The sequence below is a fragment of the Leptolyngbya sp. KIOST-1 genome (genome assembly GCF_000763385.1).
Taxonomy (GTDB): domain Bacteria; phylum Cyanobacteriota; class Cyanobacteriia; order Phormidesmidales; family Phormidesmidaceae; genus Nodosilinea.
In genome coordinates this window covers 343,801-367,866 of record NZ_JQFA01000002.1, presented here as the reverse complement: position 1 = coordinate 367,866, position 24,066 = coordinate 343,801, and the positions used below count along the sequence as shown (strand labels likewise).

24 protein-coding genes and 1 tRNA gene are annotated in these 24,066 nt (G+C 57.7%); 7 read left to right on the top strand and 18 right to left on the bottom strand.

The features are described 5' to 3' along the window. The first annotated feature begins 71 nt into the window (after window positions 1-71). From NF78_RS01800 to NF78_RS01790, 3 genes are all read left to right on the top strand, one after another. A complete protein-coding gene (locus tag NF78_RS01800) occupies window positions 72-506 on the top strand; it encodes a hypothetical protein (protein WP_052049599.1) in 435 nt (144 codons plus the stop codon). A 112-nt stretch (window positions 507-618) separates the two neighbouring features. Continuing rightward, complete coding sequence (locus NF78_RS01795; protein ID WP_052049596.1) at window positions 619-1,980, top strand: cytosine deaminase; 1,362 nt, start codon at window positions 619-621, stop codon at window positions 1,978-1,980. Window positions 1,981-2,221: 241 nt separating this feature from the next. After that, the gene (locus NF78_RS01790) at window positions 2,222-3,220 is read left to right on the top strand and encodes a DnaJ C-terminal domain-containing protein (protein WP_035984540.1); all 999 of its coding nucleotides are present in this window, start codon (window positions 2,222-2,224) and stop codon (window positions 3,218-3,220) included. A gap of 138 nt (window positions 3,221-3,358) precedes the next feature. Here NF78_RS01790 and NF78_RS01785 read toward each other — a convergent pair whose 3' ends face one another. The 3 genes from NF78_RS01785 to sodN form a co-directional block, all read right to left on the bottom strand. Then, complete coding sequence (locus NF78_RS01785; protein ID WP_035984538.1) at window positions 3,359-3,895, bottom strand: hypothetical protein; 537 nt, start codon at window positions 3,893-3,895, stop codon at window positions 3,359-3,361. Between the two features lie 288 nt (window positions 3,896-4,183). Next, window positions 4,184-4,564 carry a nickel-type superoxide dismutase maturation protease gene (sodX, locus tag NF78_RS01780; RefSeq protein ID WP_225885202.1) on the bottom strand — a complete coding sequence of 127 codons (381 nt, stop codon included), beginning with the start codon at window positions 4,562-4,564 and terminating at the stop codon, window positions 4,184-4,186. 87 nt (window positions 4,565-4,651) lie between these two features. Next, window positions 4,652-5,125, bottom strand: coding sequence for a superoxide dismutase, Ni (gene sodN / locus NF78_RS01775; RefSeq protein ID WP_035984536.1), 474 nt, complete (start codon window positions 5,123-5,125; stop codon window positions 4,652-4,654). A 1,318-nt stretch (window positions 5,126-6,443) separates the two neighbouring features. On the opposite strand from sodN, the gene NF78_RS01770 reads away from it, so the two are divergent. The 3 genes from NF78_RS01770 (at window position 6,444) to NF78_RS01760 (ending at window position 8,566) form a co-directional block, all read left to right on the top strand. Continuing rightward, window positions 6,444-6,965, top strand: coding sequence for an NYN domain-containing protein (locus tag NF78_RS01770; RefSeq protein ID WP_035984534.1), 522 nt, complete (start codon window positions 6,444-6,446; stop codon window positions 6,963-6,965). Between the two features lie 162 nt (window positions 6,966-7,127). Next, a tRNA-Thr gene (locus NF78_RS01765) sits at window positions 7,128-7,199 on the top strand. Window positions 7,200-7,378: 179 nt separating this feature from the next. Next, entirely contained in the window at window positions 7,379-8,566 is a 1,188-nt protein-coding gene (locus NF78_RS01760) for an Arm DNA-binding domain-containing protein (RefSeq protein WP_035988405.1), read from the top strand. A gap of 43 nt (window positions 8,567-8,609) precedes the next feature. Here NF78_RS01760 and NF78_RS01755 read toward each other — a convergent pair whose 3' ends face one another. The 6 genes from NF78_RS01755 to NF78_RS01730 form a co-directional block, all read right to left on the bottom strand. Beyond that, complete coding sequence (locus NF78_RS01755; RefSeq protein WP_035984533.1) at window positions 8,610-8,975, bottom strand: hypothetical protein; 366 nt, start codon at window positions 8,973-8,975, stop codon at window positions 8,610-8,612. Then, window positions 8,966-9,310 carry a DUF5674 family protein gene (locus NF78_RS01750; protein ID WP_035984532.1) on the bottom strand — a complete coding sequence of 115 codons (345 nt, stop codon included), beginning with the start codon at window positions 9,308-9,310 and terminating at the stop codon, window positions 8,966-8,968. Before NF78_RS01750 ends, NF78_RS01755 begins: the two co-directional genes overlap by 10 nt. Window positions 9,311-9,455: 145 nt before the next feature. Beyond that, complete coding sequence (locus NF78_RS28845) at window positions 9,456-9,707, bottom strand: hypothetical protein (RefSeq protein WP_072015933.1); 252 nt, start codon at window positions 9,705-9,707, stop codon at window positions 9,456-9,458. Between the two features lie 111 nt (window positions 9,708-9,818). Further along, complete coding sequence (locus tag NF78_RS01740) at window positions 9,819-10,220, bottom strand: hypothetical protein (RefSeq protein ID WP_035984530.1); 402 nt, start codon at window positions 10,218-10,220, stop codon at window positions 9,819-9,821. A gap of 7 nt (window positions 10,221-10,227) precedes the next feature. Further along, window positions 10,228-10,737 (bottom strand): hypothetical protein, encoded by a 510-nt coding sequence (locus NF78_RS01735; RefSeq protein ID WP_035984529.1) that lies wholly within the window; start codon window positions 10,735-10,737, stop codon window positions 10,228-10,230. Window positions 10,738-10,748: 11 nt separating this feature from the next. After that, the gene (locus NF78_RS01730; RefSeq protein ID WP_156119600.1) at window positions 10,749-11,876 is read right to left on the bottom strand and encodes a hypothetical protein; all 1,128 of its coding nucleotides are present in this window, start codon (window positions 11,874-11,876) and stop codon (window positions 10,749-10,751) included. Between the two features lie 298 nt (window positions 11,877-12,174). Here NF78_RS01730 and mobF point away from each other — a divergent pair, with 298 nt between their 5' ends. Beyond that, window positions 12,175-15,516 carry a MobF family relaxase gene (mobF, locus tag NF78_RS01725; protein WP_052049594.1) on the top strand — a complete coding sequence of 1,114 codons (3,342 nt, stop codon included), beginning with the start codon at window positions 12,175-12,177 and terminating at the stop codon, window positions 15,514-15,516. A gap of 24 nt (window positions 15,517-15,540) precedes the next feature. On the opposite strand, the gene NF78_RS01720 is transcribed toward mobF, so the two are convergent. The 9 genes from NF78_RS01720 to NF78_RS01680 all read right to left on the bottom strand — a co-directional run bounded on the left by NF78_RS01720 (window position 15,541) and on the right by NF78_RS01680 (window position 23,983). Continuing rightward, a complete protein-coding gene (locus tag NF78_RS01720) occupies window positions 15,541-16,296 on the bottom strand; it encodes an ATP-binding cassette domain-containing protein (protein WP_052049593.1) in 756 nt (251 codons plus the stop codon). A 144-nt stretch (window positions 16,297-16,440) separates the two neighbouring features. Beyond that, complete coding sequence (gene ssuC / locus NF78_RS01715) at window positions 16,441-17,241, bottom strand: aliphatic sulfonate ABC transporter permease SsuC (RefSeq protein ID WP_052049591.1); 801 nt, start codon at window positions 17,239-17,241, stop codon at window positions 16,441-16,443. Window positions 17,242-17,365: 124 nt separating this feature from the next. Then, a complete protein-coding gene (ssuE, locus tag NF78_RS01710) occupies window positions 17,366-17,917 on the bottom strand; it encodes an NADPH-dependent FMN reductase (protein ID WP_035984527.1) in 552 nt (183 codons plus the stop codon). 125 nt (window positions 17,918-18,042) lie between these two features. Continuing rightward, window positions 18,043-18,792: an ABC transporter ATP-binding protein gene (locus NF78_RS01705; RefSeq protein ID WP_035988397.1), complete on the bottom strand. Its 750-nt coding sequence runs from the start codon at window positions 18,790-18,792 to the stop codon at window positions 18,043-18,045. A 138-nt stretch (window positions 18,793-18,930) separates the two neighbouring features. Beyond that, on the bottom strand, window positions 18,931-19,734 hold the full coding sequence (locus NF78_RS01700; protein WP_081972464.1) for an ABC transporter permease: 804 nt from the start codon (window positions 19,732-19,734) through the stop codon (window positions 18,931-18,933). 127 nt (window positions 19,735-19,861) lie between these two features. Next, window positions 19,862-20,698, bottom strand: a complete 837-nt coding sequence (locus NF78_RS01695; protein WP_035984525.1) for an ABC transporter ATP-binding protein — start codon at window positions 20,696-20,698, stop codon at window positions 19,862-19,864. A gap of 113 nt (window positions 20,699-20,811) precedes the next feature. After that, a complete protein-coding gene (locus tag NF78_RS01690) occupies window positions 20,812-21,876 on the bottom strand; it encodes an ABC transporter substrate-binding protein (RefSeq protein WP_035984524.1) in 1,065 nt (354 codons plus the stop codon). Between the two features lie 144 nt (window positions 21,877-22,020). Further along, window positions 22,021-22,845: an ABC transporter permease gene (locus NF78_RS01685; RefSeq protein ID WP_052049587.1), complete on the bottom strand. Its 825-nt coding sequence runs from the start codon at window positions 22,843-22,845 to the stop codon at window positions 22,021-22,023. A 148-nt stretch (window positions 22,846-22,993) separates the two neighbouring features. After that, complete coding sequence (locus NF78_RS01680) at window positions 22,994-23,983, bottom strand: aliphatic sulfonate ABC transporter substrate-binding protein (RefSeq protein ID WP_035984523.1); 990 nt, start codon at window positions 23,981-23,983, stop codon at window positions 22,994-22,996. Between the last annotated feature and the right edge of the window lie 83 nt (window positions 23,984-24,066).

Genomic DNA, 24,066 nt, shown 5'->3' with positions numbered 1-24,066 from the left:
GGCAAAAGATTTTTAGCCAGCCGTGATCACCCGCCCTCGAATTCAATTACAGAAGTTACAAGGAGAACGCTATGGGCAAGCAATTGCTAAGACGGTACGGACTGGCCGCTGGTATCGGTCTACTGGTTTTAGGTGGGGTCTCAGCCATAGGTATCGGTATAGCCAACGGAGGGCTGGCCCAGGCAGAGGAAAATTCTGCCCTGCCCGGGGTCTGGCAACCGGCCAGCGACGACGACCAGGCGCAGATCTGGCGGTTTGTGCTGCAAAGCCCCCTGGGGGTAGCGGCGCTCAACCAGCTGGCGATCGAAGGCTTTATCAGCCCCGTGTGCGAGAAGACCCTTTACACCCACGAGCAGTTTGAGACGTTTCAAACCCTGCTCCAGGTGCAGTGCCCCGCGCCGGGGGGCGTTTCTACGGCCCGCGCCTACGACGAAATGCGCGTCACCTTCAACCGCTTCGAAGACACCATCCAGGACTTTTCGATCGAGCGCATCTACGTGGACTAATCGCCGTGGGGAGGTGGGCTGGGCCAACCCCTGGGCCTCGCCAGAATCTTGCCAGAGTCTTGCCAGAGTGCGGCGGCAGGCGGGGAGGGAAACTTAGTGATACCGTGGAGCCATGACTCTACCCCTCACGGATCTGCGGGCGGCACAGCCCGCCAACTACTGGCTCCGCAACGCCCGCATTCCCCTGGCCTGCCTGGACGCAACGGCCGCTTCGCTGCCCCCCATCGCTGAGCTGGCCGCCCCGCCCCGCTCAGAAGCCCTGGTCGCCGTTCACCTGCGGGTTCAGGCGGGGGCGATCGCGGCCCTGGCCCCCGTCACCGCCGATTCAACCGATGACCCAGATGACGGCCTGCCCCGCTACGACCTGGGACAGGGGCTGCTGTGGCCCTGCTTTGCCGACTGCCACACCCATCTCGACAAAGGCCAGACCTGGCTGCGCTCCCCCAACCCAGACGGCACCTTTGGGTCGGCGCTGGAGGCCGCCGCCGCTGACCACCGCCACTGGAGCGCCGCCGACCTTTACCCCCGTATGGCCTTTGGGCTGCGGTGCAGCTACGCCCACGGCACCCAGGCGGTGAGAACCCACCTCGACTGCCTGGACGGCCAGGAGAAAATTAGCTTTGCGGTGTTCGATCGGCTGCGGCAGGAGTGGGCCGACCGCCTGACGCTCCAGGCCGTGAGCCTGGTGTCGATGGACTACTACGATCGCCCCGAGGCGGAAGATCTAGCCGATACCGTGGCCCACTACGGCGGCATTTTGGGGGGCGTGATCTACCCTCAGCCGGGCCTAGAGGGCCAGATCGATCGGGCCTTTGCCCTGGCCGAGGCGCGGGGGCTGGACCTCGACTTCCACGCTGACGAGAGCCTCAACCCCGAGGCGGAGGGGCTGCGCATTGTCGCCGAAACTAAGCTGCGACGAGGCTTTGCGGGCCGGGTCAACTGCGGCCACTGCTGTAGTCTCTCGATGCAAACCGGCGATCGCGTCCAGGACACCCTGGCCCTGCTCAAAACCGCCGGGGTGAGCGTCGTCAGCCTGCCCATGTGCAACCTCTACCTGCAGGACCGACAGCAGGGCCGCATGCCCCGTTACCGGGGAGTCACCCTGCTGCCCGAGCTGCGCCAGTTTGAGGTGGCGGTGGCCCTGGCTAGCGACAACTGCCGCGACGCCTTCTTTGCCTACGGCGACCACGACATGGTGGAAGTGTTTACTCAATCGGTGCGGATTGGCCAGCTCGATCGCCCGGTGGGGGACTGGCCCCAGGCGGTGACGCGCACCCCCGCCCAGATCATGGGCCTCGATACCGGCATCATTGGCGTGGGCCGCCCCGCCGACCTGGTGGTGTTCAAAGCGCGCAACGTTGGCGAACTGTTGTCGCGGCCCCAGAGCGATCGCGTTGTGATTCGCCGGGGCCTCGCCATCGACACCACCCTGCCCGACTACGCCGAACTCGACGCCGTAGTCGGCATCAACTAGCAGGATCAGCAACCCATACCGATTTCGACCTGGAAAACCGAACTTCTCTCGGACGGTGGGTTTGCTAGGCTAAACCCAGAGGTCATAAACCCTGGTCAGAGGTTGACAAGTCCTCCCCCCAGGGCCACAGTTGACTACAATGAAATCGCCTTTGGGGCGATGGGCGTTGGCTTAGCCGCCCGAAAGGACTAAACTGGCCCCTTTGGGCCAATACAGGCGCGGGTTTTTAGGAGGGACTGGAATGGCTGCTACGGGCTTTAAAGACTACTACGCGGTGCTTGGCGTCAGCCGTACGGCGAGTGCTGACGAGATCAAACAGTCATTTCGCAAGCTGGCCCGCAAGTACCACCCCGATGTGAACCCCGGCGACAAGGCTGCCGAGGCCAAATTCAAAGAGGTTAGCGAAGCCTACGAAGTGCTCTCTGACGCCGACAAACGCAAAAAGTACGACCAGTACGGGCAGTACTGGCAGCAGGCTAGCCGGGCTGGGGCAGGCAGCTACGGCAGTCCCTTTGGCGGAGCCTACGGCACCCCCGGCGACGGTGGCTTTGACTTCAGCGCCTACGGCAGCTTTGACGAATTTATTAACGAGCTACTGGGTCGCTTTTCGACCCCTAGCGGTGGACGCACCTACGGCTATGGCGCGCCGGGCGGCGCACCCGGGGGGGCTGGCTTTGGCTACGAGTCAGCGGCCCCGAGCCAGTCCTTTGACCAGGAGGCCAGCATTCGCCTCACCTTCAGCGAAGCCTTCCACGGCGCGCAAAAGCGCCTGCGCATTGGCAACGACAGCGTCGAGGTGCGGATTCCGCCTGGGGCTAAGCAGGGCAGCAAAATTCGCCTCAAGGGCAAAGGCCCCCTCAACCCTTACACCAAACAGCCCGCCGACATTTACCTGGTGGTGCAGCTCGACACCCACAGCTTCTTTAAGCTGGAGGGGGACAGTCTGAGTGCCGAGGTGCCAATCACCCCCGATGAAGCTGTGCTGGGGGGCAAAATTGACGTCCCCACCCCCGACGGCAGCGTCACCATGAATTTGCCAGCGGGCATTCGCTCAGGCCAGAGCCTGCGGCTGCGGGGCAAGGGCTGGCCCAACCCCAAGGGCGATCGCGGCGATCTGCTGATCAAAGTGGTGATTGCACCTCCGGCTCCCCTGAGCGATACTGAGCGCCAGCTCTACGAAAAAATTCGCGACAGCCGCACCACTAACCCGCGCCAGAGCCTGATTAACACCCAGCTGTAGGAGAGCTGGGTCACGCCTATATAAAGCCCCCGGTGGGCAACCATTGCCCACCGGGGGCTTTCGATACCATGACCAGCATGGAGTGCCGGACTAATTGAGCGCCGGACTAATTGAGCGCCGGACTAATTGAGCGCCGGACTAACTTTCCTCAGTGCGGCTCAAGTCAACGTAAAACAGGCTCAGCAGCGCTCCACAGCCCAGCAGCTTCAGCGCCTCCAGGGCAAAGTACAGGCCGTGCATATGGTCCATCGCGGCCGGGACAGCGGCCGTGGTGGCAAAGGGATCGAGGGAGGCACCCAGGGCACCCATGGCGGGAGCGATCGCGTAGGTGAGCACCAGGGTGATGGCCAGCAGCGCCACGGCAATCTCAGTGGCCCAGCGGCTGCGAATGCCACTGACCATCACATCCTGCTCGCGGCGGCGAGCCTGGTGGGTGACCAGCAACCCGGTGAGGATGACGCCCACACACAGCAGCTCGATGCGGTTAAACACCCAAAACATGGCGTAGCCCGTCGGGCCGAAGTCGGGCTGGCTCATCATGCCGCCCAGAAACAGGCCCGGCATAATCACAAAATCCATCAGCAGGCTGCTGCTGAACCAAAACATGAGGGCAAACAGCACTGCCCCGACCCAGCGGCTGGGCCTGACGGCAGTGGTGTGAGAGAGGGTATTCATGGATGTAGGCCTTATTTATCAATGATTTCAGCCTAACGAACTTTTTTGAGCACCAACGTGAACTATTCTTTCGGAGCCGTTATTTGAACGCCGTCGTTACGTTTTGACACAACGGCACAAGCAATTGTTGGGCTAGGTTTTGGGGCGATCGCAGAGCCATGCCAACTGCCCAAAGTGAGAGAAAACGTAACTTTCTGTCATGGGGAGCGACAGGTCTCTGTTACAACCATCTCCGTCCTGACCACCCAATCCCCTGGAGCCAAACGGCTGGCGACCCCTCTTGCAGCGCTACGGAAAGCGACACACCACCTGACCTACAATCCCCTCCCAGGGCACCAGGCCAAACTCACGGCTGTCGGTGCTGGCCGCCGTGTTCAGCCCCTGCAAAAAGCAACCCTCAGCCTCGATCCGCACCACCCACTTGATCAGCCTCAGGCCGGGTTGGCGGGGGTGATAGGCCACCACTAGATCTCCTGGAACTGGAGGATGGTGACGATAGGCAAAGGGATTGATCAAAACTTCAGTCCCAGGGGCCAGCAACGGCTGCATGGAATCCCCCACAATGCGAAACCGCCGCCGCCGCCGCAGGAGCCACAGCCCAACATCGGCCAGGTGGCTATCGCGCAGCAGCAGCGGCGGTGACGAAAAGGGTTCGAAAGAATGGCTCACCAACTTTGGACAATGGGAAAAAGGCAGGTGGAGAGACCGATCGGAGGCTTCCCCCGTTCTCATCCCCTCACCCGCCTAACCTACTAATTAGCTGGCGGTGTACCAGGAGACATCGCGATTTTTGGTCGCCCAGAACATGGTGTGAATCTTCTGCACCGCATCCATCAGTTCGGTAGCATGCTGTACGCTGACCTCGACCTTGCAGGCCGAGCAGAGCTTGGCCGCCTTCCAAAAGGTGTCGTGCAGGTCGGGGAACTGCTCCAGATGTACGGGCTTAAAGTAGTCGGTCCACAGCACCAGCAGCTCATCCTTAGCGATTTGAGCCTGCTCTTCTTTAATAGCGGTGTAGCGAGCAAACGTGTTGTGATAAGCCACAGAGGCGGCCTTATCGCCAGCGGCGGGCATTTCCAAATCCACCAGCTTTTTGGTCATAGACAGCACGGCTTCAGCAGCAACGCGGGCCGAAGAGGGGTCGTAGACACCGCAGGGGCCATCGCAGTGGGCATGTACCTCAGCGGCGGGGAACCAGACCTGGAGTTTAGCAATTGCTTGGTTGAGCATAGTTATTTTTAACGTGAATGGGTAAATAGAGTGGTGAAACCATCTCTTTTTTGCAATTCTGGTGCCTCTGGCTGCAGCGTCCTCCTTACCCGCCCAGAGCTAACTATCCCTATGCGGGGCAGGGGCATACGCCAGGTCACGGTTTCCATTGTTAACGCAATTGAGCCCTTCTGCAACCTCTGCCCATTCCCCACCGCCGCACATCTCAATGGGTTGAACCGCGCCAGGTGACAGACCGCCTCCCTGAGGGCCCAGGGGCTGGCATCAATTAGCGGCTAAACGCTCCAAAAATCAAAGGTTACAGCCTCTTGGCTGTCCCTTGGGTCGGGCGGGGCAAGGCTTGATATACCGAGCTTTGGGCCACGATTGATGACCCGCCCTGGGCCCCAAAACCCAAGTGTTTATTGTCAATGCGTCAAATACCAGCCCACTCAGCTCCCACGGGCGGCAGCACCAAACCCTAATTCAGCGCCTGGAGGTGGCCACCGGGCATACCTTTTGCGAAACTTTTCCTGAAGACCTACGATCCTCAGAGATCCGGACCAGCAACGCTCCCCGGGGCGTGCCATCACCATCTGGCCATCCCTTACCCTTAGCAGGACCATGCCCGACCTCAACGACAGCCTAGGGGCTGCAACCCTTGAGTCTAGGGCCACCAGTAGTCAACTGATGACAACACCCAATCCTCTGCGGCGTAAGTTAGTTAACTATTCCTGGCCCCTGGCATCCGGCACCCAACCCCCACAGCAAGGATTGTTATATTTCTGCCCGCCAATACTAGTCCTCTGGTGGCACGATATTCCAGAATCGGGTGTGAGAGCTTATACTGTTAGAAAGATAGATTTTAGGGTTTAGCGTATGGCATCCAACCTGTAAATGAATAGAAGTTAAAGGCCTAGCCATTTATGATTAGGAAGAACTGTCACCGTTCACGGATATGACTTACTAATGTAATCCACTATCTTTTCTAAAGTCGTGGCAAGGATTTCAAAGTATTTGTCTTGATAAATTATTCTCCAAGACCTATAGATTAATTTCAAGCCTACCTTAGCTTATAATTTGTTGCAGCCTTTAGAGCTAAAGACGCTACGATAAAACTTTTCCTAGAATATATCTAAGTCATTGTCTAGATTTTTCTCTGGAGAGCCGTTACACTATCAATATCTATTGATGTTCACAAAAGACGAGTCTACTTATTTCTTGAAGAGTGCCAGCACTACTGCTAGGGTTGTCTATTAACGTCAAAAATTCTTGTTTAACTGCACTCGCATCTACATCGACTATAGTAATTCACTAAATTAATTAACCGCTAATATTTATGCCTAACAAATATGGTTTGAAACGTCTATCAATCTTTGTAGACGGCAATAATATGTTCTATGCTCAGCAAAAAAATGGCTGGTTTTTTGATCCTAAGCGAGTATTGGAATATTTTTTAAGTCTCGATGGTGGTGCTACCCTGGTCAACGCCTTCTGGTATACAGGTCTCAAGGATCCCCAAGACCAGCGAGGATTTCGCGATGCCTTGATTAGCTTGGGGTATACAGTGCGAACTAAAATCCTTAAGGAGTACTACGACGACACGTCCGGACGTTACTCTCAAAAGGCCAATCTTGATATTGAAATTGCGATTGACATGTTTAATACCGTCGAGCAGTACGACGAGGTAGTTCTGTTCAGTGGCGATGGGGACTTTGAGCGAGCGATCGAATTGCTGCGCTCCAAGAACACGCATATCACCGTTGTCTCCACTGAAGGTATGATTGCTCGGGAGCTGCGCAACGCCACTGATCGCTACATCGATCTCAACAGTGTTCGCAAGTACATCGAAAAGGACTAGGGCAGGGGCGATCGCCCCGCAAGCCCCCGAATCCTCCTCCCCAGCTCAGAGCATCCTTTGCTCCACCCACTCCAACCCGACTTCCCCCTGACAATTCCCCCACAGCTCCATAGATTCACCAGGTGCTCTGCACTGCTATACTTACAGACTGTATATAGATATGCCGATGTGGCTCAGTGGTAGAGCACTCGATTCGTAATCGAGCGGTCGCGGGTTCAAATCCCGCCATCGGCTTCCAGCAAAAACGGGCCTTTCGCCCATTTGGCAAGGGTTTTGAGGCTCTCGGTTCGACCAAGGCTCAAATTGCGTTGGGCATTTTTAGGGGTAATTAGGCAGGTTTAACACCCAGATTGAGATAAAGATTGAGATAAAGTACAATGCGCTCAATCCTCGATTTCCCGTGGGGAAGCGCCATGACTTCGACCACCACACGCAGGCATCGGAAAGCCAAGTCAGGCTCCGTCACAATCCGTAGCTCCAACAACCGTTTACAGCTGGTCTTCACCCATGGGGAGAAGCGCCATTTCGTGTCGCTGGGCCTGTCCAATACGCCGCTTAATCGCAAGACGGCCCAGGACAAAGCCTTCGAGGTACAGCGAGATATCGAGTACGGTGAGTTTGACCCGACCTACCAGAAGTACAAGATTCGTAGCCCTGAGACCACGTCTGGATCGCTTGGCAAGGTGGCTAAGTCAGGGTCTAAACTGTTGGCGCTCTGGGAGCGCTACGTGGAGTACCTGACGCCTAACGCTTCTCCCAAGACGATCAACGGCACCTACAACCCCGTCACCGCCCACATCGGTCGGTGTAAGACAGATGGGTTGGTAGACCCGCTCAAGTTTCGTCAACAACTGCTCAAAGCCACCACCCAATCCCAGGCTCGTCGTACCCTGATGCAGTTGTCAGCCGCTTGTAACTGGGGCATCCAGCATAAGCTGGTGGCGAGTAACCCTTTCCAGGGTATGTATCTTGCTTTGGATCCAACCAAGCCCCTGCCGCCTGTGGCGTATTCCGTGGAGGAGCGCGATCGCATTATCGAAGCCTTTGAAGCTCATCAGGGCAAAGGCATTACGTATCAGCACTACGCTCCCTTTGTGAAATTCCTGTTTTGGACCGGTTGCCGCCCCTGCGAGGCTATTGGCTTGCGCTGGGGTAGTGTGGCGGAGGATTGCAGCAAAGTGCATTTCCACGAAAGCATTGTGGAAGTGTCAGGCAAGAAGGAACGCCGCGAAGAAACCAAAACCAGTGTCAGACGCTGGTTCACCTGCCCAGGGCGTTTGCAGCAACTATTGCAATCCATTAAGCCTGACGAATGCCTGCCAGAGGATTTGGTGTTTCGTGCCCCCAAAGGTGGCATCATCAGCGAGAAAAACTTCCACCAACGAGCCTGGTCAACCGTGACGACTGCATTGGGATTGAACGAAAAGGATGGGGCTACGATGACCCCTTACAACTGCCGAGATACGTTCATTACTCTTCAGGCTTTAGCGGGTCATTCGTCTACCACCATTGCCCGGTGGGTTGGCAATTCTTCAAAGGTGATTGAAGAACGCTATTTAGACCGGCTGAAGATGGATAAACTGCGGCCTACTGATGTTTAGGTTTGTTCTGTAACGTGAAGCCGTGGATTTGGCGCGATCGCCCTCAACTGGCCAACAACTCCCCCTGCCCGTGAATGCGGTCGCACCACTGCTGAGCCAGCGCTGCCATCTCCTGACGCTTAGCCTCATTGGCCCACAACTCAGACCAGCCCAGCTTCCATCGGCTCAGCAACCGTTGTAGGTCGACTAAGTCGCTGGCAAACGCGATGTCTGTTTCCAGATTAATGCCGAGCACCGCCCACTCAATAAAGAACTGACTTTCCCTGACCAGGTGCTGGGCCACTGACTCCTCGGTACCACTGCGGGCCAGCAGCTGGATGCGCGTCAAGTTCAGCGCTAGGCTATCGAGTTGAGTCGCCCGGTTAGCCTGGAGGTACTGTGTCTTGAGTATGTCCCAGTTTATTGCCATTGAACGTCGCCCAAGATAGACTGCACAAGCTGGCGGATATCGTCCCGCAAACCAGAATCTTGAATTGTCATCGAACGGTTGTTGGCGCTGGGGCGAATGTTAATCAGCGACTCGTAGCCCACTGTTTGGCTGAGCGGATACCAATCCGCACCCCAGACCTGGCGCTGTTGGCTGCCATCGTCCAGCAGGACTAGCTCACAGTCTGCGTGCAACTCGCCTCCTCCAGCTAGGATACGGCGCTCAACATCTACCGCTAGTTTAATGTAAATTCCCAGCGCCTCCAGCATCTGGCGCATCTGCTCAGGTTCCGCTCTTTGGCGAATGATGTGGATCATAACGCACTAACTCACAGTGCTGAACAAGTGTACTGCTTCCCATCCATCTCGGGTGCATTCGTTCCTGCACCATAGCCCCATCCAAAGCTTCGCAGCATTTCCGGAACCAGGCTCCAAGCCGACTCCTAATTCAGCACCAAAACTACTATCGTTTTCGCTGCTGATTGCTCAAAAGTCCTTGCTGATAGGTCTGGATGGCCTTCAGGTGAGCATTTGGGTTACCCCGATTCTGCACCCAATCCTTGAGCAGATCCAGGTTATGGCGCACACAGCGACTATTAATCCTGACCCAATGGACGCCCTCAATCCACTCGCCATTGAGCCGATACTTTTTCAACGTCGAATCACTCAGGCTCAAGCATTCGGAAGCCTGACGCTTATTGACAAAGAGCTGCATCACTCCAACCCCTGACTAACGTACTGGGACATAATCCCTGGAGGGTGGGTAGAACCTGATTTAAAGATGTTTATGGATAGAGATGGTTAGAGAAGCTAAAGACAAGCTGTCCTAGTCCAACTCCATCCCCGGTTGCCGCTGCGGTCTGGGTCTGGACACCTGCTGCTGAGCCGACGGTGTCACCCGCAACTGCTGCAGCATCTTAATCACCGTTCCCTTGGCATACTGCGTCATCGGCGCAGCCGGTACACGATTGTGATGGATCTGGTGCTGAATGTACGGGCTCTGAAGCAACAGCACCGCCACCTCTTTTGGGGTAAACCCCGCCTTGAGGCCCTGGAGCGCTACTGCATCATCCAGCTTGATGGCCGCCCAATCGTTGTCCGCAAACTGTTGATAGAGTCTGGTGTAGTCCAGGCTCTCCTCGCCAATCACCTCTCGCGCCAGCGTCAGGTATTGCTGCCGGGCCTGGTGCCCGGCCTCAGTTTCCGGAGTTTTGGGGGTCAGTTCCATCGTTGTCCTACTTAGCTGAAGAGGCGGTTAACCCGGCAAACATGGCATCATCGACACCCACTCCTTCGAGCGGAGCAGGAGTGGCAGATCCACCTGATGGGTGACTCTGAGGCATCGCAATCGCTCCTGACCCCACCAGATTCAACATAGCCGCAGTCACCGCCTGCTGAATCATCTCCCGCAGTTGCTCCTGCTGCGGGGTGTTTTCCGTCTTGGGCGGCTCCACACCAAAGGTGCTGCTAATCAGCGCCATCTGATGGGCCAACGCCTCCATCGACTCTCGCGCCAGGGCATGGAGGTCTTCCTCGGTAGCATCCGTACAGGCCTGGTAGGCAAACGGTTTCCAAAACGCCGACATTGCATCTAACCCCTTATGCTTGCCTTCTCGACTCGACATCAGGGGATTGTCGATCAGGTAGCGAAACACCACCCCAATCGCCATCTCCCGGTCAGCATTGTAGGCAAACTGAATGCGCTGGCGCTCGCTTTTGGTTCCCGTCCCGGCTTTGCGTGGCATGACCGTCTCCTCTAGGGGGCAACCGGCGTCGATGATCCGATGAGTCCTAAGAATAAACCATAACCATCCGCCATTCGACCGGCCAGGGTAGGATTCTGGCTAAATTCAGGCAGAGTACTAACCACCTGGGTTAAGGCGGCGTTGGTACCGTCGATAAATTCCACCCGCCCTAGAGCTCGAAGGTCGTCAAAGAAGTCCACCAGCGGCTCATAAATCATGCGGGAGGCTCCACCACTGATCACCACATCGACCGAATGCTCCGCCATTCGTTTCAGCAGGTTATCGCGCAGGTAGGTCATCACAGCTTTGCGGTAGAGAGTTTGAACCGATGCCACAGCTTCAGAAAAGTCCACCACTCCAGCCTGGGATGGAGCGACCTGATGAGGGTCACCCGAACTTAAGGCTCGCATCAAAGCAGGGTAATCGGGGGTGGTTACTCCAGCTGACCGTGCTCCTTTTTCAAAGAAGAACCAAAAGCCAGGGCCATCTGAGTTGGTGCCATTCATGTTCAGCTTGCCATTGTCAAAAGCCAGCAGCGACAGATTGCGGTGCCCCATCATCATGACCGTGGTTCGGCGTTGCTCGATTACCTCGCCGATGCGAGCTAGATGCTGCTTGCGGATGAGATAGAGGCCAAAGCCTTCGGGATAGCACTTGAAGGTCAAATCCACCTGTTGAAATTTCCCGCGACAGGTAAACCCCTTTTGGCACAGGTTTCTGAATCGAGACTCGATCACCGACTGGGTCGAGAATTCACCCAACGGTAGGGCCAACCAGACCTCGGCCTGATAGCGATTGGGCAACTGTTCAATCTCAGCGATCACCCCCAACGCCGCCGCCAGCTTATAAACCGCCTGCTCATACTTCTTGGCGGACAGGCTATTCATGTCCAAAAACGCTTTAGCCGCCTCACCCACTATCACCACATCCTTATCCAACTCTAACCAAGCCATGTCTTGGGGACGACCAGCGGTACTCACCCCGGAGAGAACAATTGAAGATAAGCCATCCACCACTTCCGCTCCCATCCAAATCGGAGCGCATTGATTGGACTGAACCTGGTAGAACAGCTTGGAGGCCGACGAGCCTAAATCAGCGGCTAACTGAACCACAGGTGGGATAACTGGAGCAAGTTTCATTGTGAAACCCAGAACGCTACCCCTTCACCATAGGGCGATCTAACCTTATAGGATGTAAAAGGTTAATTAAGTTTACTTTTAAGTCGGCAATACCCGAAAAATGGTTATACAATGTTAGCTAAATCAGGTTGGTCTTCGATGCTGCGCCCCCGATAGGGGGCTTCGCGGAGGGGCCACACAGTACGCCAAGGTTTTGGCAAAAACCGGGCAACGGCTCTCCCCCCAGGGTTTCTACCTCTTTTGAAGACGCTATCGCTTTCGCTCCAGGGTGGCGTCGTGTTTTTAACCTCGCTTCTCCATGCTTTCCACAAGCAACCTGTCTGCCGCTCAGGCGGAGACCTACTACACCCACGAGGACTATTACTCGGCTGAAGAAGCGGCTCACCCGACCAAGTGGGTGGGGAAAGGGGCTGCGTCGTTGGGTCTGGCTGGGGTCGTCAATCAGCAGGAGTTCAGCCAGATGCTTTCCGGTGAAGCTCCAGGGGGACAATCCCTAGCTGGAAAAACAATTGCCCGAGAAAAGCGGCGGGCGGCGACAGACTTTACCTTCAGCTCCCCCAAGAGTGTCAGCATTGCGGCTCTGGTGCAGCAGGACGAGCGGGTGTTGGAGGCCCATCATCAGGCGGTAGCGAAAGCTCTATCGGTGTTGGAAGAACGCTACGCCCAGACCAGGGTTTCAACGGAAGCGGGCCGGACAAAGGTGACGACCGGCAATATCGCGGCAGCGGTGTTTACCCACTCCACCAGTCGGGAGGCAGAGCCGCAGCTGCACAGCCATTGTGTAGTGATGAACGCGACGCAGTTGGAGGATGGGCGGTGGTTTAGCTTGAGTAATGAGGCGGCGATCGCTAACCAAAAACTCCTGGGCCAGATTTACCAGAATGAGCTGGCGGTCGCGCTGAGGCAGCAGGGCTACCAGATTGAGCCGAAGGCTCATGGACAGTTTGAGCTGGCTGGGTATTCTCCAGAACTGCTCAAGGCATTCTCGACCCGCAGGCAGCAAATCCTCAAGCTGATCGAGGAATGGGAGGCGACGGGGTCTGAGAACAACCGAGCCATGCGGGAGACAGCCACATTGGTATCGCGGAAACGGAAGCCCAAAGAGGTGGACGAGGGACTTCTACAGCGGGGATGGAATGCCCTGATTCAATTGAAAGGCTTGGAGCTGCCGGAGTTGCCTGAAGGCGTTGCCCTGTTACCTGAGACATTCTCATCGGCTAAATCGGTAATTGACGCGGCGATCCAGCACTGCGGAGAGCGGGAGTCGGTGTTTCGGCGGACGATGCTGGAGCGGTTTATCTTTGAACACGAGCTGGGGGTGCAGGGGTTTGAGGCGATTGAGGGAGCGATCGCCCACAGCCCCGAACTTATCCGAGTCGCCGACGGCAAGTTCACCACCCAGACAGCACTCAATCTGGAACTCAACACCATTCGTCTGATGCAGCAGGGCCGGGGGCAGGTGGCACCGATTGTCCCCAGGGGCACCCAGCTAGACAGTCTGGTGAACCATTCCCTGAACCCCGAGCAGCAAAACGCAGTTGAGCTTGCAGCGACCACGCCGGATACCGTGATGGCCTGGCAAGGCGTAGCGGGAGCTGGCAAGACTTATGCTTTGAGTGTGCTGAGAGAGTTAGCTCATGGTCAGGGGTACAACTTTCGGGGTTTGGCCCCCAGCGCTGAAGCGGCCCATGTGCTGGGAGAATCGCTGGGGATTGAGACCACGACAGTAGCTGGACTGTTGGTGTCTCAGCCGTTGGATGAACCACCTCAGCCCACGCTTTGGATTGTCGATGAGGCGGGGTTGTTGAGTATGAAGGATGCTCATGCCCTGTTGCGGCGAGCGGCATTGGAGCAGGCCAGGGTGTTGCTGGTCGGGGATACCCGACAGCTTTCAGCGGTGGAAGCCGGTAATCCCTTCAAGAGTTTGCAGGCAGGGGGCATGGGGACAGCTTATCTGGAGACCCATCGGCGGCAGCAGAATGGGGTGTTGCGATCGGCTGTAGAACTAGTGGCCCAGGGGCAGATCAGCGAAGGCATAGAAATTCTGGCCCAGGCAGGGTGTGTCAAGGAGGGGACTCAAACCCAGGAGCGGATTCAGCAGGTGGCGGTAGACTATTTGGCGCTGTCGGCAGAGGAGCGGGAATCTACGCTGGTGCTGGCCGGGACGAATGCGGAGCGTCTTGCCTTGACTCAGGCGATACGGGCTGGCTTACAGGATGAGGGGGGCTTGGGAGTAGATAGCTTTGTGATGCAGAGTTTGCGTCGCAAGGATCTGACCACAGCCCAAGCCAGCTATCCCAGAGCCTATTCCGTGGGTGATGTGCTGGTGCCAATTCAGGATTACCGGAAGCAGGGGTTGATCAGAGGTGAGCAGTACCGGGTGATCGCGGTGAATCCCGAAGCTCAGCAGGTGGTGCTGGAGACGCCGAACGGGTCAGTACTGTCGATCAATCCTGCCCTGTCTCCTCGAAAGACGGTGTACACGACGCAATCGATTTCGGTGGCGGTGGGCGACAAGCTCAAGTGGACACGCAACAACTCCCAAGCCGGAATCCGTAATGGCCAGGGGTTTGTAGTGACGGGGCTGGAGGCGGATGGGACGGCAGTGGTTCGAGATGGGGCAGGGCAAACCTCAACTATCAACCTCAGCGGAAATCAGTACATCGACTACGCCTGGGTGAACACCACCTATAGCAGCCAGGGCAAGACGGCGGAGCGGGTACTGGCGCTGCTGGGCGAAACGACGAATCGAGAAGCGTTTTATGTGGCGATTTCCAGAGCCAAGCGGGCAGTGACCCTGTACACCACTAGCCAGGCCGATCTGGTGCGACTGGCCCAGGTGTCGCGGGCCAAGGAGAACGTGAGTGACTACGTGCCATTAACTCAACAGGTGATCACCTATGGACAGCATGAACAACGGGAACAACGGCAACCAGAACCCATCCCCCGCTTTGACCCCAGAGCAGTGGGAGAGCGTATTGGCCAGCGTGTTGCAGAACAGCTTAGAGCCGCTGCGGGTCGAGATCTGCGTGAACACGCTGCGAGTTCTGCACCTCGAAGACCACGTCCAGACCTTGGGGGAGGATTTAGCGGCGTTACCGCAGCACTGGAACCAGAGCTTGGGGCTCTTGGTCGCGCAATTGCAGCGTATCGTCAGCGACGAGACTTACTCCGATGCGCAGGCGACCTTGCAGGAGCAGTTGCGGCGGTTAATTGCGGCCTCGAGCAGTTGGAACGGGCAACTCAAGACCGAGTCGGCCTTGCAGCAGCCGTTGATCGCGTCGCTAGAGCGATTGGAAGGACGGTTGGACGAGAGCGGAATCAACTAGATGCCTCGGACTCGCCAAAGGTGAATTCGAGGGAGCAGCTATTGGCGCGGTGGGAGCACTACTCGGCGGGGTTGCCAGCAGCGAGTTTGGAACTGCGAGTGGCGCAGCGGGCGTTGCGGGATGGGTGCTCGGCTAAAGAGGTAACGCTGATGCTGGTGGCGGGGAGTGAGACGGTGAGGTTGATTTATGACAAGCAAGGTAGGAAAGAGGCGATCGCATTCGCTAGACACATCGTAAAAATAGCAAGCCAACAATATAAGGAATATACCCAATCTCCTAGGCAAAGCGTAGATAATTTCATAGGCGGTTAAGCCCAGCCTTATGTCCGTACAAAGTCAGTTGCGCAGAATTTGGTTGAGCACCTTCTGCTTAAGCCGGGTGAGTTCTGGGTCGGCCAAGTTGCGTGGGCGGGGCAAGTAAACCGGCACATCAAGTTCAATGCGGCCATTCTGAATGACAATGACGCGATCGCCCAGCATCACCGCTTCTTCAACATCATGGGTCACTAACAACGCAGTAAACTGCTGCTCTTGCCAAAGCGTTTCGATCAAGCGCTGCATGTCAATGCGGGTTAGGGCATCGAGTGCCCCTAAGGGTTCGTCGAGCAGCAGTAGGTGGGGTTGGGTGACCAGTGCCCGAGCCAGGGCTACGCGCTGTTGTTGACCACCCGATAGTACCGTCGTCCAATCTTGGGCACGGCTGTCTAGCCCCACCTGCTGCAAGGCCCAGTGGCTGCGAGGGCGGGTCTGTTCTTTGAGACCCAGGGCGACATTTTCAATCACCTTGCGCCAGGGCAGCAATCGAGAGTCTTGAAACATCACCCGTGCTTTAGCATTTAGCCCATTCAAACGCTGACCATCGAGGACGATTTCTCCGTGGGTCGGTGTTTCTAGCCCCGCCAGCAGGCGCAGCAAGGTGCTTTTGCCGCAGCCGCTTTTACCCACTACAGCAACAAACTCACCGGGCAAAATTTCGAGACTAAAGTTGTCGAGCACCGTTATATTGCCAAAGGCTTTGGTGACGCCGTTTAGCCAAACGTGAGTGCCCGTGGCATCAGTGGTGTGGGTTGGGGTGTGGGAGGTTTGGGTCATGGTTGGGGGGTGGGTTGGGGGGTGGGGTATGGGGGTAAGGGGTAGGGGGTGGATGGGTAAGGGAGGGTATAAGGGGTAGATGGTTGAAGAAGTACTGGTTAGAAGCTCAGGACTACTCCCCACTCCCCACTCCCCACTCCCTACTCACTTCAAATTCTGACTCGGGTGCCAGGCAATGGTGACTTTCTCCAGCCAGCGGACGGCGGAGTCGGCGAGTTTGCCGAGCAGGGCGTAGAGCAAAATGGCGACGACAACAACGTCGGTTTGCATAAATTCGCGGGCGTTCATGGCCATGTAGCCTATGCCCGAGCTGGCGGCGATGGTTTCGGCCACAATTAGGGTGAGCCACATGTTGCCCAGGGCGTAGCGCAGGCCGACTAAAATGCTGGGCAACGCGCCGGGTAATATCACCTGAGAAAACAGTTCGCGGCGGCTGAGACCATAGACGCGGCCCATTTCAATCAGCCCTGGGTCGATGGCGCGAATGCCGTAGAAGGTGTTGACGTAAATCGGAAACAGCACCCCCAGCGCCACCAAAAAAATCCGTGCCTCATCGCCGATGCCAAACCAGAGGATGACCAGGGGAATCATGGCCAGGTGGGGAATGTTGCGAATCATTTGAATGGAGCTGTCGGCCAGCAGCTCGGCGGGGCGGGAGACACCGTTGAGCACGCCGAAAAATAGCCCAATGCTGCCACCAATGAGAAACCCAACCACGGCCCGCCAGGTGCTAATGGCAACGTGCCTGAACAGTTCGCCGCTGAGGGTGAGGCGAACAGCGGCCCGCACCACATCGGTGGGGGCGGGTAGGATACGGCTGTTGATGACACCCACCTGGGCCAGGAGTTGCCATAGCAGAATAAGCCCAACTGGGACGGCCCAGGGGAGGATGCGATCCCAGGGAAGGGAGAGGCGAGGGGTAGGGCGGCGGAGGGTGGTGGTCATGGAAGGGGTAGGGGGTAGGAGGTGAGGGGTAGGGGGTGAGGGGTAAAGGGTTGGATGGGTTAGGGGGGCCTGGGAACACTTAGTAGAAGTTCGAGCAATACTCCCCACTCCCCACTCCCCACAGTCACACGGTAGTAGGAACTCGGGCTGGGACGGCATGGGTGAGTTCGGTCAGGGCGCTGTGGAAGCGGGTTTGCAGTTCGGGGTCGTTAAGTTCAATGCCGCCGGTTTCTAGGCGTTGGAACTGGCTATCGACCAGGTAGACGCCCTGGAGAATGTGGGTGGCACCGAGGACGCCGAGCACGGGGTTGAGGGCGTAGTCGATCGCCAGCAGATGTGCCAGCGTTCCTCCGGTAGCGATGGGGAGGATGGGTTTGCCCACCAACGCCTTTTGGGGCAGCAGGTCGAGGAAGGCTTTGAGAATGCCGGTGTAGGCGGCTTTGTACACGGGTGTCGAAATGATCACCGCATCGGCATCGGTGACTTGGGCCGTGGCGGCATTGATGGCCGCACTATCAAACCGGGCGTGGAGCAAATCTTCCGCTGGCAGATCGCGCACCAACAAAATCTCTAGCTCAGCGCCCTGAGCTTTTAAGAGTTTCTGCGCTTCCTCCAGCACCGCGTAGGAGCGGGAGGGGTGGGACGGGCTACTGGCGATCGCAACAATTTTTGTCATAATTCAACCTCAAGAAATTTTGGATTTTGGACTTTGAACATTCCTCTGTTTCCAAAGGTGAGGGCAGACACCCAGGTCTGCCCCTACGCACCACTCCCCACTCCCCACTCCCTACCCCCTACCCCTCACAACTCCACCAAATCCAGCTCCGGCGTCAGATCTAGCTCCCCAATCAACTGCTCCTTCAGGCGCTGAAACTCTGGGCTGCTGCGCCGCCGGGGTCGGGGCAAATCTACCCTCAGCTCACGGTGGATGCGACCGGGGTGGGGGCGCAGCACGATAATGCGATCGCTGAGCACCAGGGCCTCTTCAATGTCGTGGGTGACCAGCAGCAGCGTCGGGTAGTCGCCCTCCCAAATATCCAGCAGGTGGTCTTGCAGCTGGGCGCGGGTAAAGGCATCGAGGGCGCTGAAGGGCTCGTCGAGCAGCAAAATATCGGGCTGGGTGACCAGGGCGCGGGCGATCGCCACCCGCTGGGCCATGCCCCCCGACAGCTGCCGGGGCAACGACTCAGCAAACTTGCTGAGGTGCACTTTCTGTAACACCTGCTGGGTGCGCCACTGCCGCTCCAGCGGGGGCAAGCCGTGGAGACCAAACTTGATGTTGTCTGCGACCGTCAGCCAGGGCATCAGCCTCGCCTCTTGGAAGATCAGCCCCACCTTGGGGTGCGGGCCAGCAATTGGTTCACCCTCAATGCTGACCTCCCCCAGGGTGGGAAAATCTAGCCCCGCCAAAATCCGCAGCAGTGTGCTCTTGCCGCAGCCGCTGGTACCCACTAGGCTGACGATTTCCCCCGGCTGAATGGTCAGGTCGATCCCCTCCAGGGCCAGGAAGCCATTGGCGAATTGTTTGTGGACGTTTTTGATGTGAAGCATTGGGGGGGTGGGGGTAAGGGGTGGATGGGTGGGGGGTAGGGGCAGACCTATGTGTCTGCCCTGGGGAATTTTGGATTTGCGATTTTGGATTTTGGAAGGAAGCATCGGCAATCTAAAATCCAAAATCCAAAATTCTCTCTACCCTGCACCATAGGAATCTTGCCAGTGCAGCAGTCGCTTATTAATGGCTGATAATCCTGAATCGGTCAGTTTTCCTAAGAGGGCAAACAGCACGATGCTGGCGATGATGATGGCCGGCCGTCCCGTAGTTTGGCCATCGATCAACAGGTAGCCCAACCCCTGACTTGCGCCCATGAGTTCGGCGGCGACCACAAACATCCAGCCCAGGCCCAGGCCATTGCGAAGCCCGACCAGGTAGGCCGGTAACGTGGCCGGAAAGAAAACCCGCTGCACCAGCTGCCACTGGTTGAGGCGATAGATTTGACCCACCTCTACCAGCTTGCGATCGACCCCCTGCACCCCGCTCATCAAATTCAGGTAGACAGGGAAAAACACTCCTACGGCAATCAGGGCGATCTTCGAGCTTTCGTAGATGCCCAGCCAGAGAATAAACAGCGGCACCCAGGCGATCGAGGGAATGTTTCGCAGGGCTTGCAGCAGCGGGTCGAGGTAGGCGTGGGCAACGCGAGAATAGCCCGTCAGCGCTCCCAGCACCGTGGCCACTAGAGTGCCAAGGCCAAACCCCAAAATCACCCGGTAGAGGGTAATACCCACGTGGCGAAACAGTGCACCGCTGCGAGCCAGGTCAACGACAGTCTCCAACACCGTGGTCGGAGCAGGCAGCAGGTTAGGGGCTACTAGGCCCAGCCGGGACACTAGCTCCCACAGCAGCACTAACACAACGGGAAGCAGCCAGCCCTGGAGGGGGCGGGGGATGGCGAGGCGAGGCTTGGTGGGGTTGCGGGGGAGGGTGAGGGTCATGGGTGGATGGGGAGTGGGGTGTGAGGGGTGAGGGGTGGATGGGTGTGGGGTGGATGGGTGTGGGGCGGGATAAGGTGTAATAGTTTGTCAATTGACGACTCCCCACCCCCTACTCCCTACCCCCTACTTATCCACTCCCTACCGAGTGGATCGCCGACACGAGCCGCTGCCGCAGGCGAATAAACTCTGGCATAGTGCGCAGGTCGGTAATACTCATGGTGTCGAGGACGTCGCGGAAGGGATTGGCAATTTGCTCGGCAATGCGGCCAGGGCGAGCGTGCATAACCACAATCCGAGTGGACAGAATCAGGGCTTCTTCCACGTCGTGGGTGATGAAGAAGATGGTTTTTTGGGTTTGCTGCCAGATTTTGCGCAGGTGTAGCTGCATTGATTCGCGGGTGAGGGCGTCGAGGGCACCAAAGGGCTCGTCCATCAGCACGACGCGGGGGTTGGCGGCCAGGGTGCAGGCGATCGCAGCCCTTTGTCGCATCCCCCCCGAGAGCTGGTGGGGCAGGCGCTGACTGGCTTCGCTCAGACCTACCAGATCGAGGTAATGGGAAACCCGCTGCTTGCGGGTGAGGTCGGGTTCACCCTGCATTTTGGGGCCAAAGCCTACATTGTCGGCAATGGTGAGCCAGGGCAACAGGTTGGGCCGTTGAAACACAACCCCCACATCGGCGTTGGGGGCATTGTGGAACTTGCCGTCGATGTAAACCACCCCAGCGGTGGGAGCCTGGTAGCCCGCTAGCACCCGCAGGAGGGAGGTTTTACCGCAGCCCGAGGCCCCCAGCACGCAGACAAAATCCCCGGCAGTGAGGTCTAAATTGATGCTTCGCAACGCCTCCACGCTCTGAGCACCCTGGCCAAAGCGCAGGTCAATATCCCGCAATGCCACCACCACCTCTTGCGACGAAGGTGGTCTGGGGACAGGAGTGGTGCTAGTTACGCGGCTGGAGAAGGACATGGTTAGGGGCCTGGGGGAGGGGTGAGTGTTGAGTTCTCAGTTTTGAATTTTGAGTTTTGTTCGCGTAGCGTCTCCAGAGGAGAAATTCTGAATTCAAAACTTAAGTTGCTTCCTCAAGTTTTAAGCGTGTCGGTACGCAGATGTTGCTGAAAGGTAGCCAAATCAGCCGCTTTATCGATCGCCTTTTGGCCTACCAGAAAATCGGCGGAATCTTTTAGCACTTGAGCAAAGGCTCCGGGTTGTCCTGACTTACCCAAAAACTTGGCATCGGCCTGTTCTGTAGAGGTCAGCCAGATGATGCCCTTGGAGCTGGCCAGCGACTCCTCGGGCGTGAGTCCCAGCTCCTTAGCGAGCGCCTCTGCCGCCTGCTGGGGGTTGGCTCGATAAAACTCCACCGCCTCATCTAGCACCCCTACGTACCGCCGCAGGGCATCGGTGTGATTTTGGGCAAAGGCTTTGCTCACCAGCCCCACGTCGGCGGTGAGCACACCGCGATCGGCCAAGTCTGCGGAGGTGAGGATCACTGTGCCGCCATCACCCACCAGTCGAGTCAGGTGGGGCTCCCATACATAGGCGGCATCGATGTCGCCCCGCTGCCAGGCGGCCACTAGATCCTGGGGCTGCAAATCTAGAAGCGTCAGACCAGCCGGGTCGACGCCGTCTTGATCCAACAGGGCCAGCAGGCTGAAGTGGGTGGTGGAACCAAAGGGCACGGCTACCTTCTTGCCGGTCAAATCCTTGGTGGTGGTAATGCCATTACGCACGACCAGCGCCTCGGCATCGCCAATTACGTCGTGGATGAAATACACCTCGTAGGGCAACCCCTGGGAAATACCGACGGCGACCGGCACCGACCCCGCCAGGCCAAAATCGATACCGTTGGCGGCAAAGGCGGTGTTAACATCGCGCCCCGAGTCAAAGCTGGAGTACTGCACCGTGCTGTTGGGGAATGCTTTTTCGGTTAAACCCAGCGCCTTGGCCAACAGCTCGGCATTGGGAATCACCTGGTAGCCAATGCGGATTGTACTGGGTGCAGCGCTGCCAGAATCGCCCCCAGCACTAGCTGTACCCGCCGCATTATTCGATGGAGCATTGGTGGTGCCAGCGCAACTCGCCGCAATCAATGGCACAGTAACACCGGCCATTCCGTACAAAAAATGTCGTCGTTTCAGAGGCATAGCGTGTGTCCTTTTTGGGGTAGGGAGTGGGGGGTAAGGGGTAGGGGGTGGAGGGTGAGGGGTAAGGGTTTGAGGGGTAGGGGGTAGGAACTTGGGTTAAGCGACAAACCAACTCATCTACCCCCACTCCCCACTCCCTACCCCCTACTCCCTCCCCACCCAGGTCAAATGCGATCGCATCACCCAGCGCAGCAGCCAGTCCAGTGCCACGGCGATGCCGCCCATGATGAAAATGCCGACAAAAATCACGTCACTGCGGAGGAATTTGCTGGCATCGAGCACCATCCAGCCGATGCCGGAGACGGCGGCTACCATCTCAGCGGCTACCAGAGTGGTGTAGGCAAACCCAATGGCGGTGCGCAGCCCGGTAAATAAATCGGGCAGCACCGACGGAAAAATCACGTAGCGAAAGATCTGCCAGCGGTTGGCACCCAAAGATTGGGAGCCGAGGATGCGATCGCGGGGTACCCGCTGCACTCCGGCCACCGCCGCAATAAACAAGGGCGCAAAGGCCGCCAAAAACAACAGGGCGATCTTTGACGCATTTTCAATGCCCAGCCAGATCACCAGCAGAGTGTAGTAGGCCAGCGGGGGCAGGGGGCGGTAGAACTCAATTAGCGGCTCAACCACGGCCCGCAACTTGTCCGAGGCTCCGCAGGCCATGCCGAGAGGAACTGCGATCGCAACCGCCAAAACCAGCGCAATACCCAATCGGTAGAGGCTGTCCCAAATGTGAAAGAGCAGCGGCACGCCCTTGTAGCCATTCACCACAATGTCCACAAACGCCCGAATCACCGCCTCTGGGGTCGGCAAAAACAGCGAACTCACCCACCCCGCATGGCTAGCCACCCACCACAGCCCCAGCACCGTAGCTACCGAGGCCAGGGAGATCCAGCCGTCGCCAGAGAACCAGCGCCGCCAAAGGGAAGGAGCTGTAGTAATTGGGGTTTGGGATGCAGGGGCGACCATGGGGGCGAGGGGTAGGGGGTGGGGAGTGAGGGGTAAGGGGTGGGGAGTGAGAGGTGGGTGGGGAGGATGTGATGGAGTGGGCGGGGGAGAGAATAGTGCAGTAACAGATTCACCACCCCCTACTCCCTACCCCCCACCCCCTACTCCCCTACCTCACCGCCACCTTCTCAATAAACTGCGGATCGATCAGCGAATCCACTACGGCATTCACGTCTGTATCAGAGGGAATCACGCCGCTCTTCTTCAGCACGTCGCCGGAGGCGAGGATGGTGTTTTTGTGGACGGTGCCAATGACGCTGTTGGACAGATCGGTGCGCTCCAGCTGTTTGGCAGCGACGTTCTTTTCCAAGCCAGCGGCGTTGGCGAGGATCGCTTCTAGCTCCGCTGGGTTTTCGAGGGACCATTGGCGGGCCTTTTCGTAGGCGGCGAGCACCCGCTCGACGTAGGTGGGGTAGGTGTTGGCAAACTCTTCGCGCACGTTGAGCACGCCGTAGGTGTTCAGGTCAGGGTTGCGAAAGAACAGACTGGAGCCATTCTCCAACTCGGTTCTGGCCATGTGGGGGTCAAGACCGGCCCAGGCATCCACATCGCCGCGCTCCAGGGCGGTGCGGCCATCGGCATGCTGGAGCTGCACCACTTCCAGGTCACTTTCTGAGAGGCCTACTTGATCGAGGGCGCGCAGCAAGAAAATGTGGGGGTCAGTGCCTTTGGTGGCGGCCACTCGTTTGCCCTTCAGGTCTTCAACTTTGGTGATGCCGCTGTCGGGGCGGGTGACCAGGGCCGTCCACTCCGGTTTGGAGTAGACGTAGACCGATTTGATCGGGTTGCCGTTGGCTTTGCCCAGCAGGGCCGCCGCTCCGGCGGTGGAGCCAAAGTCGATGCTGCGGCTGTTGAGCAACTCAAGGGCTTTGTTGCTGCCCTGGCTCTGAGTCCACTCGACGGCCACATTGTCCTGGGCCAGGTCTTCTTCGAGCCAGCCTTTCTCTTTCAGCACCAGGCTGACGGGGTTGTAGTAGGCAAAGTCTACGCGCACGGCGCTAGGGGCGGCAGCGGTGCCGCCAGAGCCAGAGGGTTGGGCACAGCTGTGCAGCACCACCACCGAGAAGGTGGCCAGTATGGCCCACAGACTGCGCCGCATGAGCGATCTTCGACCCAGACTCACGGAAAGCCAATTGAACAGAGAGGACAGAACACTAGAAAAAAGATTCATCGCCAAGCACT